Annotated in this window: 16 protein-coding genes, 1 other RNA gene and 1 riboswitch; of the genes, 1 reads left to right on the forward strand and 16 read right to left on the reverse strand. The window is 29.1% G+C overall.

Going from position 1 to position 16,276, the window contains the following annotated elements:
* Nucleotides 1–1,065, reverse strand: a 1,065-nt coding sequence (locus Q5O29_RS10075) for an anthranilate synthase component I family protein (RefSeq protein ID WP_302632125.1), incomplete at its 3' end; no start/stop codon positions are given.
* Nucleotides 1,066–1,074: 9 nt separating this feature from the next.
* Nucleotides 1,075–1,653 (reverse strand): aminodeoxychorismate/anthranilate synthase component II, encoded by a 579-nt coding sequence (locus Q5O29_RS10080; protein WP_022212818.1) that lies wholly within the window; start codon nt 1,651–1,653, stop codon nt 1,075–1,077.
* A 117-nt stretch (nt 1,654–1,770) separates the two neighbouring features.
* Here Q5O29_RS10080 and Q5O29_RS10085 point away from each other — a divergent pair, with 117 nt between their 5' ends.
* Nucleotides 1,771–2,598, forward strand: coding sequence for a PHP domain-containing protein (locus tag Q5O29_RS10085; protein ID WP_022212819.1), 828 nt, complete (start codon nt 1,771–1,773; stop codon nt 2,596–2,598).
* A gap of 61 nt (nt 2,599–2,659) precedes the next feature.
* On the opposite strand, the gene Q5O29_RS10090 is transcribed toward Q5O29_RS10085, so the two are convergent.
* The 14 genes from Q5O29_RS10090 to Q5O29_RS10155 form a co-directional block, all read right to left on the reverse strand.
* Entirely contained in the window at nt 2,660–4,042 is a 1,383-nt protein-coding gene (locus Q5O29_RS10090; RefSeq protein WP_022212820.1) for an aminopeptidase, read from the reverse strand.
* A gap of 9 nt (nt 4,043–4,051) precedes the next feature.
* A complete protein-coding gene (gene hprK, locus Q5O29_RS10095; RefSeq protein WP_022212821.1) occupies nt 4,052–4,969 on the reverse strand; it encodes an HPr(Ser) kinase/phosphatase in 918 nt (305 codons plus the stop codon).
* Between the two features lie 15 nt (nt 4,970–4,984).
* On the reverse strand, nt 4,985–5,182 hold the full coding sequence (locus Q5O29_RS10100) for a DUF896 domain-containing protein (RefSeq protein ID WP_022212822.1): 198 nt from the start codon (nt 5,180–5,182) through the stop codon (nt 4,985–4,987).
* Between the two features lie 191 nt (nt 5,183–5,373).
* On the reverse strand, nt 5,374–6,630 hold the full coding sequence (locus tag Q5O29_RS10105; RefSeq protein ID WP_022212823.1) for a sensor histidine kinase: 1,257 nt from the start codon (nt 6,628–6,630) through the stop codon (nt 5,374–5,376).
* 241 nt (nt 6,631–6,871) lie between these two features.
* Nucleotides 6,872–7,049: non-coding RNA, 6S RNA (gene ssrS / locus Q5O29_RS10110), on the reverse strand.
* A gap of 54 nt (nt 7,050–7,103) precedes the next feature.
* A complete protein-coding gene (locus Q5O29_RS10115) occupies nt 7,104–7,508 on the reverse strand; it encodes a hypothetical protein (protein WP_022212824.1) in 405 nt (134 codons plus the stop codon).
* Nucleotides 7,509–7,522: 14 nt separating this feature from the next.
* Nucleotides 7,523–7,789: a DUF1292 domain-containing protein gene (locus Q5O29_RS10120; RefSeq protein WP_022212825.1), complete on the reverse strand. Its 267-nt coding sequence runs from the start codon at nt 7,787–7,789 to the stop codon at nt 7,523–7,525.
* Between the two features lie 78 nt (nt 7,790–7,867).
* Nucleotides 7,868–8,371: a SprT-like domain-containing protein gene (locus Q5O29_RS10125; RefSeq protein WP_022168349.1), complete on the reverse strand. Its 504-nt coding sequence runs from the start codon at nt 8,369–8,371 to the stop codon at nt 7,868–7,870.
* A gap of 64 nt (nt 8,372–8,435) precedes the next feature.
* Nucleotides 8,436–10,100 (reverse strand): cell shape-determining protein, encoded by a 1,665-nt coding sequence (locus tag Q5O29_RS10130; protein ID WP_370545602.1) that lies wholly within the window; start codon nt 10,098–10,100, stop codon nt 8,436–8,438.
* A gap of 302 nt (nt 10,101–10,402) precedes the next feature.
* Nucleotides 10,403–12,688: an RNA polymerase recycling motor HelD gene (gene helD, locus Q5O29_RS10135; RefSeq protein WP_022212827.1), complete on the reverse strand. Its 2,286-nt coding sequence runs from the start codon at nt 12,686–12,688 to the stop codon at nt 10,403–10,405.
* Nucleotides 12,689–12,883: 195 nt separating this feature from the next.
* Complete coding sequence (locus Q5O29_RS10140; protein ID WP_302632129.1) at nt 12,884–14,239, reverse strand: PFL family protein; 1,356 nt, start codon at nt 14,237–14,239, stop codon at nt 12,884–12,886.
* A 13-nt stretch (nt 14,240–14,252) separates the two neighbouring features.
* Complete coding sequence (locus Q5O29_RS10145; protein ID WP_022212829.1) at nt 14,253–14,522, reverse strand: ACT domain-containing protein; 270 nt, start codon at nt 14,520–14,522, stop codon at nt 14,253–14,255.
* Nucleotides 14,523–14,688: 166 nt separating this feature from the next.
* Entirely contained in the window at nt 14,689–14,919 is a 231-nt protein-coding gene (locus tag Q5O29_RS10150) for a methylenetetrahydrofolate reductase (RefSeq protein ID WP_022212830.1), read from the reverse strand.
* A 112-nt stretch (nt 14,920–15,031) separates the two neighbouring features.
* Nucleotides 15,032–15,204: riboswitch (SAM riboswitch) on the reverse strand.
* Nucleotides 15,205–15,251: 47 nt separating this feature from the next.
* Entirely contained in the window at nt 15,252–16,199 is a 948-nt protein-coding gene (locus Q5O29_RS10155) for an MraY family glycosyltransferase (RefSeq protein WP_186835548.1), read from the reverse strand.
* Between the last annotated feature and the right edge of the window lie 77 nt (nt 16,200–16,276).

A 16,276-nucleotide genomic window follows, 5' to 3' on the forward strand; every position in this document is an offset into this window, starting at 1 on the left:
CTCTTTCATTACCTTCACAGCTGAAACATCATCTTGAAGCTCTCCTTCAATAGTGGACACAAGGTGGAATACTGTTGCATACTCTTCTAAAGCAAATAACTCCTTTACTTTTACTGTACTAGGCTTACATACCTTACTAAAGTCATTACGTTCTAAATCAACAATCATTAATAATTCTGATTTATCCTTTTCACTATTTATAAGTTCCAGCTTATTTTTTTCATCTTCATCTATAGTATTCCCTCTAGGTCTTGTCCCTTTTATTGGTCTAGTATGAGCAATTCTGTCTTTTATCTGAATGAATCTTTCTGGTGATGAACTTATTATTTGAAAATCATGAAAATTTAAATATGCTGAAAAGGGAGCCTTATTAATCTCTCTCAGCTTTTTATAGATTGTAAAGCTGTCTTCTTCATTGTGGCAATAAAATCTTTGTGTCATATTGGCAATATATACGTCTCCACTTCTTATATATTCCTTAAGCCTTGTAATTGATTTTTTATATGATTCTTTTGTAAAATTAGAAATAAATTTATCTTCTTGGTTATAGCTGAATTCTTCCTTCTTTACTTCTATTTGCTCTATTTTTTCAATGATACCTTCTACAGTTTTTTCTTCATCTGCAAAATATGATATATATTGCTTATTTTCCATTAAATCAAAGATAATAATATTTCTATAAAAAACAAATTTCATATGAGGAATTTTAAAATCTTCATCACTACTATCTGAAATTTTTTCAATTATCCTTCCTGTATCATAAGATATGTATCCCATGGATCCCCCTATTAAAGGAATATTAGTTTTTTCTACCACCTTATTTCTCGTTAATAATTCATCTAATATCTTAAAGGGGTTTCCTTCTACTTTCACTCCATCTATATAGCCATCATTTTGAAAACTAGAAAAAGTCATATATGGATTTAATCCTATAAAGGAATACTTTGATAACTTTTCATCTTCTTTAGAACTATCTAAAATAATAGTATCTATCTCATATCTAAAAGCTTCATAAACTTCACATGGATTTAAATTTAGCTTTATTTCTTTTAAATGTATGTTCATTTTTTGCTCCTATTTATAATTATTTACTATATTAATAAAATTCTTTAATATTTTATGTCCATCTTCTGTAAGTTCTGCTTCAGGATGAAATTGCACTCCATATATAGGATAATCTTTGTGCTTTACTGCCATAATTACATTATCCTCAGTTTGACATATAATTTCTAATTCTGCTGGTATGCTACATTTTTCTATTTCTAAAGAATGATATCTTGTAACTTTTAAAGGATTTTTAACACCTTTGAATATATGCTGATTATTATGTACAACTTCACTTATCTTGCCATGCATAGGAATCTTTCCCTTAACAATTTTGCCACCAAAATAATGTCCAATACATTGATGTCCAAGACATATGCCTAAGATAGGTAATTTCCCCTTAAATCTTTCTAAAATTTCAAGACTAATCCCTGCTTGTTTAGGATCCTTTGGCCCTGGTGAAATAACGATTCCCGTTATATTCTTATTTTCTATTTCATCAATGGTAATTTTATCATTCCTATAAATTATTATTTCTTCATCTAACTCCTTAAAATACCTTACTAAATTATATACAAAAGAGTCATAGTTATCTATCATTAATAACATTTTTTCTCTCCTTTTTTATGCATCCTTTTACAAATTGTGCTACAATATTTATTGATTAATTATATCATATGTTCTTGTTTAATAAAAACTATTAGTTGAAGGGAGAATTTAACACTTATGACAATATGCGATTTACATACACATTCTACAGCTTCTGATGGAACATCTTCACCTTCAGAAGTTGTTAAAAGAGCTAAGGCAGCTAATGTAAAATACTTAGCACTTACTGACCATGATACTGTTTCTGGTATAGAAGAAGCCTTAAAAACAGCTAAAGATCTTGATATAACTTTTATTCCTGGCATTGAATTATCTACTTATTTTAATAAGGAATCTATTCACGTTTTAGGATTTTTTAAAGGTGATGGATATAAAAATAAGGAATTAAATGATTTCTTAGATTCAATAAAAACAACAAGAATTGAAAGAGCTAAAAAGATAGTAGAAAATTTAGCAAAATTCCATGATATTCATATAACTCTTGAATCTATTATGAAAAATGGTAAAGATACCATAGCAAGACCTCATATAGCAAAAGCTATAATGGATGCAGGATATAACTATGATAAGGAATATATCTTTGAGCATTTCATTGGAAATGATTGTCCTGCTTACATTCCTAGTGTGCAAATAGATACTAAAGAAGGTGTAGAACTTTTAAAGAAACATGGTGCTATAGTAGTTTTAGCTCACCCAGTGCTTTTAAAGAAAAACTCTTTCCAAGATGTATTAGCACTTGGTTTTGATGGTCTTGAAGGAATATATGCCATGAACTCTAAAGAAGATACAGAAAAATTCTTAAGCTTTGCCAATGAACATAACCTTATCACTAGCTGTGGCTCAGACTCCCACGGTGGAGAAGATGACATTAAACATGGTTCATTAGGCTCAATGAAAATGGATGAAGAATGGCTTACTAAATTTTTAACTAAGCTTAAAGCTTAGCTAAAAATTTATAAAAATAAAGAAGAAATAGTAACTAAGCTATTTCTTCTTTATTTTTATACTATTCTGCCATAAGGAAAGCTTTATATCCTCTCATTGTTTCAAAGATATCTACTTTGCTGGCAACTTCCCATGGAGCATGCATGTTTTGTAGTGCAACACCACAATCAATTACTTCCATACCGTACTCAGCTAAAATATAAGCAATAGTACCGCCTCCACCTTGGTCAACCTTACCTAATTCAGCCATTTGATATGCAACATCATTTTCATCCATTACATTTCTAAGCCATGCAACAAATTCTGCATTAGCATCATTACATCCACTTTTTCCTCTTGCTCCAGTATATTTAGCAAAGGCTAATCCCTTACCAAAGAATGCAGAATTTTTCTTTTCGTATGCTCCTGCATAATTAGGATCAAAAGCTGCTGTAACATCTGAAGAAAGCATTTTAGAATTAGCTAATGCTCTTCTTAATTTAAGTTCAGAATACTCTCCTACTCTGTCCATTAATTCTGCCACTGCATTTTCAAAGAATCTTGATTGCATTCCAGTTGCTCCTATGCTTCCTACTTCTTCTTTATCTACTAATAATACCACTGAAGTCTTTTTAGTACTTTCAGTTTCAAGTAAAGCTAATAAAGAAGTGTATGCACAAATTCTATCATCATGTCCATATCCAGCAACCATACTTCTATCTAATCCTAAATCTCTTGCTTTTCCTGCTGGAACTATTTCTATTTCAGCTGACATGAAATCTTCTTCTTCAAAATCATATTTTTCTTTTAATAATTTTAATATATTTGCCTTAACAGCTTCTTTTTCTTCACCTTCTAAAGGCATGCTACCAACTAAGATATTTAAATCTTCTCCAGCAATAACTTCTGTAGCTTTCTTTTGTTGTTGCTCTGATGCTAAATGTACTAACAAATCAGAAACCATAACAACTGGATCAGTTTCTTCTTCTCCAACTACCACGTCTATTTTTGTACCATCTTTTTTAACTACTACCCCATGTAAAGCTAGAGGTATGGTTACCCATTGATATTTCTTAACTCCACCATAGTAATGAGTTTCCATTAAAGATAATTCACTATCTTCATATAATGGATTTGGTTTTAAATCTAATCTAGGTGAATCTACGTGAGAACCTATAATTCTCATACCACTTTCAATACTTTCGCTTCCTATTAAAAATAAAGCTAAAGATTTATCCATATTATTATAATATACCTTGTCTCCTGCCTTTAGAGATTTTCCAGCAGATATAACATTCTTTAAATCTCTATATCCTTTTGATTCTGCTAAATAAATAGCTTCTTTAATAGATTCTCTTTCTGTTTTACAGTCTGATATATATTTCTTATATCCTTCACAAAAACTAAAAATCTCTTCTTTTTTAGTATTATCAAATTTTAACCATGCATTTTTTTTATTACCCATATTCTCCTCCTAATTATCTTCTAAAGTTAGATTTTCCATCCTTCTTTCTATAATATCAACAGCACTTATATCTGACATTAAAGAATGTCTATAATTTACTGCTGCTGCCTCAATAATTACTGCAATATTTCTACCAGGTCTTACTGGTACTCTAAGCTTTCTAACATTAACGCCTAATATTTCTTGAGTATCTTGATTAATTCCAAGTCTATCATAATCACCATTATCCTTCCAATGCTCAAAATGCATAACAAGATTTATACCCTTAGACTCTTGCACTGAACTCAATCCATATAGTGCAGTGATGTCAATTATTCCAATTCCTCTCACTTCAAGCATTCCAATAGTAATTTTCGGAGATGTCCCAATAAGTTCTCCATCAATTTCCTTAATATCAACAGCATCATCAGTTACAAGTCTATGCCCTCTTTTAATAAGTTCTAATGCAGTCTCACTTTTACCAATGCCACTTTCCCCTGTAATCAGTATACCTATACCGTATACATCTACAAGTACACCATGTAATCTAGTTTCTGGTGCAAATTTATCTGATAAATATATGGTCATTTTACTAATAAAGTTAGTGGTAACTGATGTTGTTCTTAATAGCCAAGTTTTATTTTTCTTGGCAGCCCTTATGAATTCTTCATGTGGTTCTAATCCTCTTGTTATTACAACACATTTAGAATTAAAACTAAAGTATTTATCTACTCTTTTTCTTCTTAACTCTCTACTCATATCCCCAATAAAACTCCACTCAGCCTTACCAACAACTTGTAATCTTTCAGGAGCAAAATAATTATAAAATCCAGATAATTGAAGACCTGGTCTATTTATATCGTTAACAGTTATCTCTACACCTTTTTCACCTTCAACTAGTACTTCCAAATCAAAATCTTTAATTAACGTTTCTACTGCAACTGACAATATTTATCACCCTTTTTATTTTTTTTGCTTATTTTTTGGTTCTATTCCTGCAAGTTGACTTCTAAAATTCGCCTTAACTCTGTCTATATAAATTCTTCTTAAATGAGCTTGTTCTTCTTTTTCAGCTTCATTTAATCCTTCTTCCTTGCTTTTTTTATATAATTCATTTATCCTAGATGTTATTACATCTATTTTTGCATTTGTATAATCCATCTTAACATTCCCTTTCGTATATTAACTTCTTATGATTATTTTACATTTTTTTCTTATGAATATCAACTTTATATTACAAAATTACTTCTTTTTTATTTATCTCCAAATTATAAATTAATTATTTATTAAAAGTTCAAGAAAAAAAGAGATGTCTTAAACACCTCTTTTCGTAAAAATTTATTTATATTGCTTCAAATTTCTCTCTTAGGAAACTTTATTTTAAATTCTGTAAAAGAATCATTGCTTTTTACACTTATGCTACCATTATTTCTCTCTATAATTTCCTTAGTAATTGATAATCCAAATCCATTTTCTTTATTTTGATTTTCTTTTGTAGTAAATCCAGTATCAAAAATTTTATCTATTATAGATTCATCAATTTTAGGTCCATTATTTTTTATTTTTACTATAACAGATCTTATAGCATAATATGTTGTTACTTCTATTATACCTTTTCCATCTAATGCTGTAACTGCATTTCTTAATATATTAGAAATAACTCTTTGATAATCAATTTCAGAAATATTTACATCATCAAAATTTATTTCATCATTTATAATAATATTTATTCCCTTATGTTCTATTCCATAAACAATATCTGCTATACTAGAATTTGGTTTATTTATTACATCTACTTCTGAAGAAATAGCACTATTATCATTTATAATATTTTTAAGTGCATCTCCTAATTTATCATATTTCTTCATTAAATGTAATCCATATAAATATGATATTTGTGAACCATAATCATGTTTAATTTTTTTAAGTTCTTCATTCTTTTTTTCTAAAAAGCTATTGGCAATTAAAACTTGATTAGATTTTTTTTCAATATTTGAAAAATATATAGTTATTCCTATCATAAAAAATCCTAAAAATATAAATAAGAATTCTTTAAATAAAGGATTATCCATATCATATGCTAATCCATTAAATGATACTATAAAATCAATTAAAACAGTAACTATAATTAATGATATTATTGATATACTTTTACTTTTAAAAACTTTATAAATAGATTTTATAAAATTCATATTGCATAATATCATAGCAAATAATATGTATTGTGGAAAATATATAAATATAAGCATTCCTATTTCCAGATATTTTTCTGAAATTCTATTTACCACATATCCTAAATAAATATTTGAACTTAATATCATAACTATTCCCATTAATAAATAGACTATACTAAATCCTATCATAGCATCTAAAGGGTCTTCTTTAAATATTATGGCTCCAGAAATTAATATTATTAAATGGATAAATATAGAGCCTAAACTTGAATTACCTACAATTAGTGTAATTCCCTGTATTACTCCCCATAAAATTACTATCCAAGTTACCATACTTAGTATGCTTCTTTTAGTTTTACTACAGTAATTTGAAACATAAACAAACATAATGCTTTGTAACACACTGTTAATTGTATCTGCAAAATTAATAATCATTTTTACAACTTAATCCCCCTTAATCCCCTAATTCCACTTTAACAATTTTCGACTTTTTTTAAATTCCTCTCCTTATTTCATCATATTTATTTATATATAATAATTTATTAAATGGATTCTTAAGAATTATACCATATTTTTCATAGTTTTTATATTTTTTTATAATTTTTTTAAATATATAAAAATAAAAAAACACTTTATATTAAGAACAAAAGTCCTCAATATAAAGTGTTTTAGTCTGATTATTCCCAATATGCCGGTGGCCTATATACTCACACCTGCGTCTCGCAGGTGGGTTTCACTCAACTTGCTTCTGTTATCTTCTGCATAAGGAAGTTCAACATCTACAAGCATATTGCAAATCCCAAAAATATAATGTAGGTTGAATAACATAAGCTAAACGCACATATCAGGATTCCTATATTTTTATTATATCAAATTATTTAATAAGTTCAATAGTAATATTTTACTTTTCAAAATTTATTTTTTCTCATATATTCCTTTACAATCTCTTCTATTGCTACATCGTAACCCTCTTCATTGAATAGTACCATAAATTGAACATAGCCAGCTGTTTTTTCATTCATTTGGAAGGCCATCATTTCACCTTCTACATCTAAATCTTCAATAATCTCTTCAACTATTTCAAGAACTTCATCATTGGCGTAATCATAAAGATATGGTAGATAAAATTCCTTCATCCATTCTTCACTACCAACAGTACTTTCATCATCAGCATAAGCTTTTGCTGCTTCTTCTACATCTTTATCAAAATCAAAATAAAAGTTTATTAAAGAGTATTTATCACCTGATACAAGCTCTTCAATTTCACTTAATCCATTATCATTTAAAATATCTATTATATCCTTAATGTTCACTTTAATGACCTCTCTTAATATAATAATTTTTTGTATTCTTTCTTAACGGCAAGAAATTCTTTATCATCTTCTACAAGATTTAATTCTTCTTTACCATCAACTTCATCTACTCTAAATACAAACACATCTTCTGATTCAGTATCATCAGCTGGTGCTAATAATAAATATTCTTGTTCCTCTAAAAATATTCTAGCAACTGCTTCAAATTCTACTTTGTTTCCTTCTTCATCTAAGAAAGTCATGATTTGTCTTTCTTCATTTTCCATATGTTCATTATTCATAAAGCATATCCCCTTTGTTTTTTATGTCATTATACTATATATCATTTACCATTTCTATATATAGTAGCCTACATTTTCTTATTTTATTATAAGCTTAGCCTTACAGCAAGATGAAATATATTTTTTAACCTTATTATTAGCAAAGTCTATTCTTTTATTACCACATATATATTTATTACATTTGCTACAATATATCTTGTATTTATATGCTGTGTCACTTTTTCTTTTAGTGTCATACTTAAATGTAGCACTATCTGAAATGCCCATAATCCTGCACATCTTTTTAAAATAGCTGTTATGTCCATTACTTACCCCTGTAATTGTATCACAATAATAGTGGAGATATTCATGTATTATAACTTCCTTAACTACCTCTTCACTGTATGAACCATCTAGCAAACACTGAGCAAAAACAAATTTTAGTGGCTCAATTCTTCCATTATTTTTTCTATAAAAAAATGCTCCCATTCTCTTTTGAGCCCTTTTAGAAATCTCAATTTTTAAATTACACTGATAATCTAATCTTTTATTTAGCTCCTGTATTACAGCTTCTATTTTAGATATATCCCACTTATTATGCATTTCTGAGCCTCCTTACTAAACAAAAACTGCTAATATCCATATTAGCAGTTTTTATTCCTATATGCTATTGTTGCACTTTTTCTTCACTATTATTTTCTTCAGTGTTATTTCCTTTTTCTGAACCTTCTAATGTGACGTTTTTAAATGAATTACTTATAATATAATCTCCATTACCTACTCTTATAAAGCTTATTTCAACCATATCTCCAATATTACTTAAAGCTACTTGTCTTGAAGTCTCTGTTGATACTGTAAAGATGCTATCTTCACCTTTTATCTTTAAATCATAAATGCTAGCACCATCTTTTACCACAAGACCAATTCTTTCTATTTCACCTTTCACTACTTCTTCGCTATTAGATCCTTCCAGTGAAATATTGCTACTTGTTAAGTTTTCTATATATCTATTTAATGTTGTTTGTAATGTATCTCCAACAGCTACAGTATTATAGTTTTTCACATTTACCATTGCATATTGCTTTACCAATCCATTTGCATCTTTTAAAGTCATAAAATATGTTGGTTCTGACTGGATATTTATCAGATATGGGAATGTTGCTGTATATCCATACTGCTGTACTTTTCCTTGTGCAGACTTCATACTTGCATATTCTGTAGCACCTGATGTCTTATACATTGTAGTTTCTCCAGTTCTTGTATTAGTAAGTGTAAAACCAACTAATGATTCATCACTACCTACAGATGTGATACCAGTGTAGTAATAGCATGTATCATCATTAAAAATTATATTCATTCCATCGGTACTAACTAGCTTGTCCTTATCACTAAAGTTAAATACACCATGAACTAATTCTCCCCATTTATTTAAATAGTTTTTAATGTAGCTCATTGTTTGTATTCTATCAACCCATTCTGGAGTATTTTCTATATCATATATATTAGACTCTCCAGTTTGAGCATCTATAATTAATGTACCTATAGCTTTTTGCTCTAAGAATCCTATGGCATTATCATATCTTGTAATAACCCAGTAAGGCTTTCCATCATCATCTAATTCAAAAGTATAGTCTGTATGTCCAGCTTTCATATCATTTAAAAATGCATGTCTATCTAAATCATCAAGAAGATATGCTGATTCTAAGTATTTTATTTTTAACTCTTCCCCATTTAATTCTGTTACTAGCTGAACATCATTTTCATTAGTGGCACTAACCTTTACATACCCTGGTGTTCCCTTATGATTAGTTATCCATTTTATTAATGATGAATGCTCTAATGGTGCAACATAGTATAGTGATCCATCTACGCTTTGAAGACTTAAATTACCTATGGTAACTTGACTTCCTAAACTTGGTATTTCACCTAACTTTTTATCTGCTAATTTATAAGCAAGCTCTTTATCTATTGTTGGAAGCTGTGCTAAATCTATATGATGTATTTCGCTTGAAAAATCTACTTCTTCAACTTCACCTATTAAATTTCTATGAGCACTTGGCATTACTATAGGACTTAAAATAATTCCTAAAGCAACATATACTAGCGCCACAGCTCCACCTACAATTATATACTTTTTATTTAATCTTAAAATTCCGTAACCTACTGTACATGCTACGAACACTGCTATTATTATAAACGAACTTAAAGTTAAATCTAAAATTAATTTACTTGAAAATAATAATACTATACCTACAAAGACATAAGTAATTAGCAGCCATTTTAAATATTCCGTTAATTTACTATTTGAATTCAAAAAAATCACCCCTCCCATTACATATTACACTTTATTATATAATAATACAATATACTTTAAGAGGTTTTTTATAACTTTTATAGAAGTCTAAAAAACCCCTTACTTATTTAATTATGAATGATGAATTACGAGTGATGAATTGTGGAATAAACTCACAGAGTTTTATATAATGAAAAATTAAAAATGAAAAATTAACCTGCATTATATAACTACAAATGCATCAACATGAGAACTATATGGATGATAAGTTTTATAACTATATTTATCTTCTATATTATTGTTCTTTCATTTCTAATTTTTCATTTTTAATTCTTAATTTACTAGTTGGTTTTTATATTTTGTGAAAGCTTGCCTTCTGCAATTATATATTCATAATGTAATGCCCTTGTAAGGCCAACATATAAAAGTCTCTGGTTAAGTAGATTATTTTCATAAACACTTTCTAAGGGATTATATATAATTGTCCCATCAAACTCAAGTCCTTTTGTTAAATATACAGGAATTATTACCACATCTGTGGATGGTGCACTTTTTTCATTTCCTTTAATAATCGTATACTCTAAATTAATATATCTCTTTATGTCTTTCTCTAAGACTTTAGCTTCTTTGAATGTCTTGGTTATTATAGCAATGCTGTGTTTCCCCTCTTTACGTATCTCTTCAACAACATTATATATTTCCATTACACTTTCTCTCTTACTAGAAGTATATTTAATAACTGGCTCCTTACCATGTCTTAATACAGGCTTAGTTTTATTTAAACCTAAGTTTTGTGCTTCCAAGGCTCCATTTGCAAATCTAATTATCTCTATAGTGGATCTATAACTTTGTGAAAGTGCCATATAGGTAGCTTTCCCTTCAAAAACACCTTCTGTTATATCTTCCCACTTACTTATTCCCTTGTAATAATATATTCCCTGAGCTAAATCTCCAACTAATGTTAGAGAATTTCCTTTGGTTAAACTATTGATAAGTAATATCTGCAATGGGCTATAGTCCTGTACCTCATCTACTACTATATGCTTATACTTCTCTTTTTCTTCAATACCTTCCAGTATCATATGTATATATAAAAGTGGTGCTAAATCATCTTCATCAATAATTCCATTTTCAAAATTCTTAATGGTCTCTTGCTTAATATATGCAGCTAAATCTCGTGGTATCCTATTAGCTGTAGCAATTTCAAATAATTCATCATCTTTAAATAAATTTATATAAATATCATTGGAAGTTATACCACGCCAATTTTTAAAGTAATCATTCATTACTTTTTTAGATTCTTTTTTTATATACTCTTTAATACTGTCTCTTTCATTATAAACTTCAATAAGCTTTTTTCTTCGTTGGTCTCCATCTTCATATGTATTTTTAATAGTATTTATCTTACTTTGCCAATCCCTATCCACCATTGCCACTAAGCTAGCAGTCTTTTCTTTAAGCTTTAAGCTTAGATATCTCTTTATTTCATCCTTTCTCTTATTTAATGGATAAGCTTTTAAATCTTTTAGATAAAGTCTAGTAATTTCTCTTTTTGAAAATAGTACATATCCTTTTATTTCTATATCATTTATTTCTAAAGAACTACTTTCTAACAGTGCTATATATCTATCAATAATAACCTTAAAGATTAAATTACCTTTAATCTTTGATGCATTGGAGATACATTTTCTTTCACGGATATCTGCTGTCTCAATTATTTCCTTAAGTTTATCATCCTTAGTCCTAATCTTTCCTTTAAGCTTTAATTTACTTACAACAAGTTCTTGGAAGGTAGTTTCATTTACATCTGTACTTCCTAGGTTAGGAAGTATATCTGAAATATAATCTAAAAATAGTTTATTGGGAGCAAGTACCAAAATATCTTTTCCTTCCATAGACTCTCTATATCTATATAAGAGATAAGCTAATCTATGTAGTGCTATGGTAGTCTTTCCTGAACCTGCAGCTCCTTGAACTATAAGAGGAAGATTTTTTGGCCACCTTATAATATCATTTTGTTCTTTTTGTATGGTTGCCACCACTTCTTTAAGTTTTTTACCACGACTTTCTTCAAGATTTATCTTTAAAAACTCATCAACAAGTTCTTCTCCTTCTAAGCCGTTTATAAGTATTTTATTTATTTCTTCATCAAATATTTGTTTGATATTCTTGTCTTCAAAAAGAAACTTTCTTTTTAGTTCAAGTTCACCTTCTATAACTCCCATAGGTGCTCTATAGTAAGCATTACCCCCTGTACCACTGTAGTAAAGATCAGCCACAGGAGCCCTCCAGTCAACTACAATTTCATCACCATCACTGGTAGATGAAATACCTTTTTTACCTATGTATATTTCTTCATGGTCTCCTAATCTTTCAGTGAAATCAACTCTGCCGAAATATGGATTTTTAAGGGCCTCTTCATAACTTTCAATTTCTTTATTTAATATTTTATATATTTTCTCCACATTTTCTTTTTCTTGATTATATCCTCCCTTAGATTCTTTGGTAAGGATTTTAAGCATATTAATTACTTCTTCTTGTGTTTTTCTCTTTTCTTCTAGTTCTTTCATAATCTTTTTTCTCTTATCATTGAGAACTATACTTTCTATTTTAATTTTCTCCTCCATTTTGAATGCTCCCTTGCTAATAAAAAATTATTTTAGAAATAACTTTATATTTCTATACAATTATTTATATTATCTCCAAAACTCCCTATAATTAAAATACTTTTATGAAATTTACTTGAAAAATAAAAGTATTGCCTATCAATTATGATATTTTTATCAATAAAAATATCTACGGACAAGCAATACTTTATTTTTTTAATTTTTAAAAGAATGTATTGGAGCTGGAATTCTTCCCCCTCTTTTTATAAATTCTTCAGATGATGCTTCATTAATCCTCATGACAGGTCCACTACCAAGCAATCCTCCAAACCGAACCATATCACCTTCACTATATCCTGGTGCTGGTATTATTCTTACTGCTGTTGTTTTATTGTTAATTACTCCAATAGCTGCTTCATCAGCTATTATGGCTGATATGGTAGATGCCTTAGTATCTCCTGGAATTACAATCATATCTAGCCCCACTGAACATATGGCTGTCATAGCTTCTAGTTTTTCTAAGTTAAGTGTTCCTTTGTTTACTGCATTAATCATTTCAGCATCTTCTGATACTGGGATAAATGCTCCACTTAATCCACCTACATGACTACACGCCATTACACCACCTTTTTTCACTGCATCATTTAGTATTGCAAGGGCTGCCGTAGTTCCATGAGCACCTACACTTTCCAAGCCCATAGTTTCTAAAATATGTGCAACAGAATCCCCCACTGCTGGAGTAGGTGCCAGTGATAAATCTACAATACCAAATGGAACTACAAGTCTTTTAGAAGCCTCATTGGCTACAAGTTGTCCTATTCTAGTAATTTTGAAAGCTGTCTTCTTAATTGTTTCAGCTACTACATCAAGGGGCTCTCCCTTTACTTTTTCCAGTGCTCTTTGCACAACACCTGGTCCACTTACACCTACATTAATTACCGTATCTGCTTCACCAACTCCATGAAAGGCTCCAGACATAAACGGATTATCTTCTACTGCATTGGCAAAAACCACAAGTTTAGCACAAGCTATTGCATTTTCATGAGCTGTCAAATCAGCACATTCCTTAATAATTTCACCTATTTCTTTAACAGCATCCATATTTATTCCACTTCTAGTGGAAGCTATATTAACAGATGCACAAACTTTACTTGTTCTTTTTAAAGCTTTAGGAATAGACTTAATTAATATTTTATCTCCCTTATTATAACCTTTATGAACTAATGCAGAAAATCCTCCAATAAAGTTAACACCTAAGTCATTGGCTGCTTTATCAAGTACTTCTGCAAATTTCACATAATTTTCTTCATTTGTTGCTGCAGCAATAAGAGAAATTGGTGTTACAGAAATTCTTTTATTTACAATAGGAATACCAAACTCTGCCTCTATCTCATTTCCCACCTTTACTAAATCTTTTGCACACCTTATAATCTTATTATATATATTTTCCCTGGCTTTATTCCCGTCTGAATCAATACAATCTAGTAGTGATATTCCCATTGTTATTGTCCTAATATCTAATTTTTCCTCTTCTATCATTTTTATTGTTTCTAAAATATTATTCGTATTCACCATTGCACCCCTTTTACAACGTATGCATTGATTTAAATATTTCTTCTCTTTGAATTTTTACTTCAACACCTAATATGGATGCTTCTTTGTTTAATACTCTTTGTACATTTGCAAATTCTTCTGTACATTCCTTTAAGTCAAGCATCATCATCATGGTAAAATATCCATCTAATATAGTTTGGTTTACATCTAAAATATTAATTTTAAGTTTTGATAACTTATTGCTTATAGCTGCAATAATCCCCACTTTATCTTTTCCTATAACAGTTAATATAGCTTTCATTTTAATTCCCCCAATTTTTGTTACAATTATCAAATTATTCTATTTCTCTAACTAGCTCTTTACCTACACCAATTATTGCTGTAACTGATTTTCTAGGAAATAATATATTTCTTAGGTACATTTGATCCACATAAAGTAGTAATCCTCTCCGCTTGCTTCTTATTGATTACCGGCATAATTCCTGCTTGAATGTTAAATGTGCCATTGGCTCCATATTATACTTATTCTTAATAAGAGATGCTATGTCTAAAGTCCTGTTACTTGTAGCTGGCCCACCTGCTCCATAAGTAACACTAATATAATCTGGACTTACTCCTTTAAGCTCTTCTAACATTTTATAAATTGTCTCTATATAAGATGTTACTTTTGGCCGAAAAACCGCCAAGAAAAATATCATTTTTTCTCATTAAATAAATTATTAATTCTCATTGTTGCCCCCTATTATAACCTTTTATACTTAAAAAGAACCTAAAGAATATCCTTTAGGCTCATAATTAGCACATTACACATCCTTATCTTTCAGTAAATTGTTAGAATTAGCACCACAAATTTAATTGATATTTAACAATGAATAATTGATAATTAAAGTCCCTTAGGACTTTTATCCATAATTATCAACTTTCAATTAAAAATAGGTTGCTGAATTTCACAGGGCCAGTCCCTCCACCTCTCTTGATAAGTTTTTATTAAATTATATAAAATTATCCATTACTTGTAAATACTTTTATTTTATACCATTAATAAAAGTATGGAAATTATACTGCAAATTAAGCTTATACCACTTAAAACTGTCACTATTTGAGCTATATTTAATCCTTTTTCTTGCAGCCTAAAATGTATCTGACTTCTATCTGCCTGATATACAGGTTTTCCTTCTGAAAATCTTTTGAAAACTACAAATAAATTATCAAAAATAGGAACTGCAAGAGCTAAAATCGGTAACATTAAACTTAAAATTGTTGCTTGTTTAAAAGCACCATCTAAAGCAATTATGCTCAGGATAAATCCTAAAAAATTTGCACCTGAGTCACCCATAAATATTTTTGCTGGATACTTATTATATACAAGAAACCCTAAAATTGCTCCTGCTAATATCAGTGAAAAATATAATGATGGTGGTTGATTTAATATTATTGCTGTTGCTGCAAAAGTCAATGTTGATATAAATGATAAAGAACCAGCTAGGCCATCCATGCCATCAGACCAGTTTATTACAGTAGTTACACCAAAAATCCATGTTATTGTCAAAATAAATTGAATTATTGGTGGCAATGTAATATATATTCCTGTTAGTGGATTTGTAAATCCTTCAAATGATACACCAGATTTATATACTATAATAGCTGCTAATAATTGTACTATCATCCTTGGAGTTATTCCAAATTCCTTACCAATACTTTTATTATAATCATCTATTATTCCGATAAGTAAAATCATTAAAGCTCCGATAAATATTCCATACTTTTCATCAAAAGGATGATTTCTAAAAACAAAAAAGTATAATGTGAAAAATCCTATGAACATAGCTATTCCACCACATAAAGGAATCTCTCCTCTATGTATTTTTCTTTTCGTTGGTTTATCTGTAAAATTATATTTAATAGACAATTTCATTAAAAAAGGAATTATTCCTATTACTAATAAAAAAGATACTAACATAGCTAATATATACTTCATCAATTTGCTGCTACTCGAAATATGGACAAACATACCCATATTGAGATTTTTCCTTTTTCAACGTGACCTATTTTGTC

The sequence above is a fragment of the Clostridium sp. CAG:265 genome, from assembly GCF_000436575.1.
Lineage (GTDB): Bacteria > Bacillota > Clostridia > Clostridiales > Clostridiaceae > Clostridium > Clostridium lentum.

Coding starts and splice junctions, on each gene's coding strand:
- helD (WP_022212827.1), bottom strand. CDS start 12,688: ATGGAGGAGAAAATTAAAATAGAAAGTATAGTTCTCAATGATAAGAGA.
- Q5O29_RS10150 (WP_022212830.1), bottom strand. CDS start 14,919: ATGATATTTTTCTTGGCGGTTTTTCGGCCAAAAGTAACATCTTATATA.
- Q5O29_RS10120 (WP_022212825.1), bottom strand. CDS start 7,789: ATGAATAATGAACATATGGAAAATGAAGAAAGACAAATCATGACTTTC.
- Q5O29_RS10080 (WP_022212818.1), bottom strand. CDS start 1,653: ATGTTATTAATGATAGATAACTATGACTCTTTTGTATATAATTTAGTA.
- Q5O29_RS10105 (WP_022212823.1), bottom strand. CDS start 6,630: ATGATTATTAATTTTGCAGATACAATTAACAGTGTGTTACAAAGCATT.
- Q5O29_RS10145 (WP_022212829.1), bottom strand. CDS start 14,522: ATGAAAGCTATATTAACTGTTATAGGAAAAGATAAAGTGGGGATTATT.
- Q5O29_RS10090 (WP_022212820.1), bottom strand. CDS start 4,042: ATGGGTAATAAAAAAAATGCATGGTTAAAATTTGATAATACTAAAAAA.
- Q5O29_RS10100 (WP_022212822.1), bottom strand. CDS start 5,182: ATGGATTATACAAATGCAAAAATAGATGTAATAACATCTAGGATAAAT.
- Q5O29_RS10125 (WP_022168349.1), bottom strand. CDS start 8,371: ATGCATAATAAGTGGGATATATCTAAAATAGAAGCTGTAATACAGGAG.
- Q5O29_RS10085 (WP_022212819.1), top strand. CDS start 1,771: ATGACAATATGCGATTTACATACACATTCTACAGCTTCTGATGGAACA.
- Q5O29_RS10155 (WP_186835548.1), bottom strand. CDS start 16,199: ATGAAGTATATATTAGCTATGTTAGTATCTTTTTTATTAGTAATAGGA.
- Q5O29_RS10130 (WP_370545602.1), bottom strand. CDS start 10,100: ATGGGAGGGGTGATTTTTTTGAATTCAAATAGTAAATTAACGGAATAT.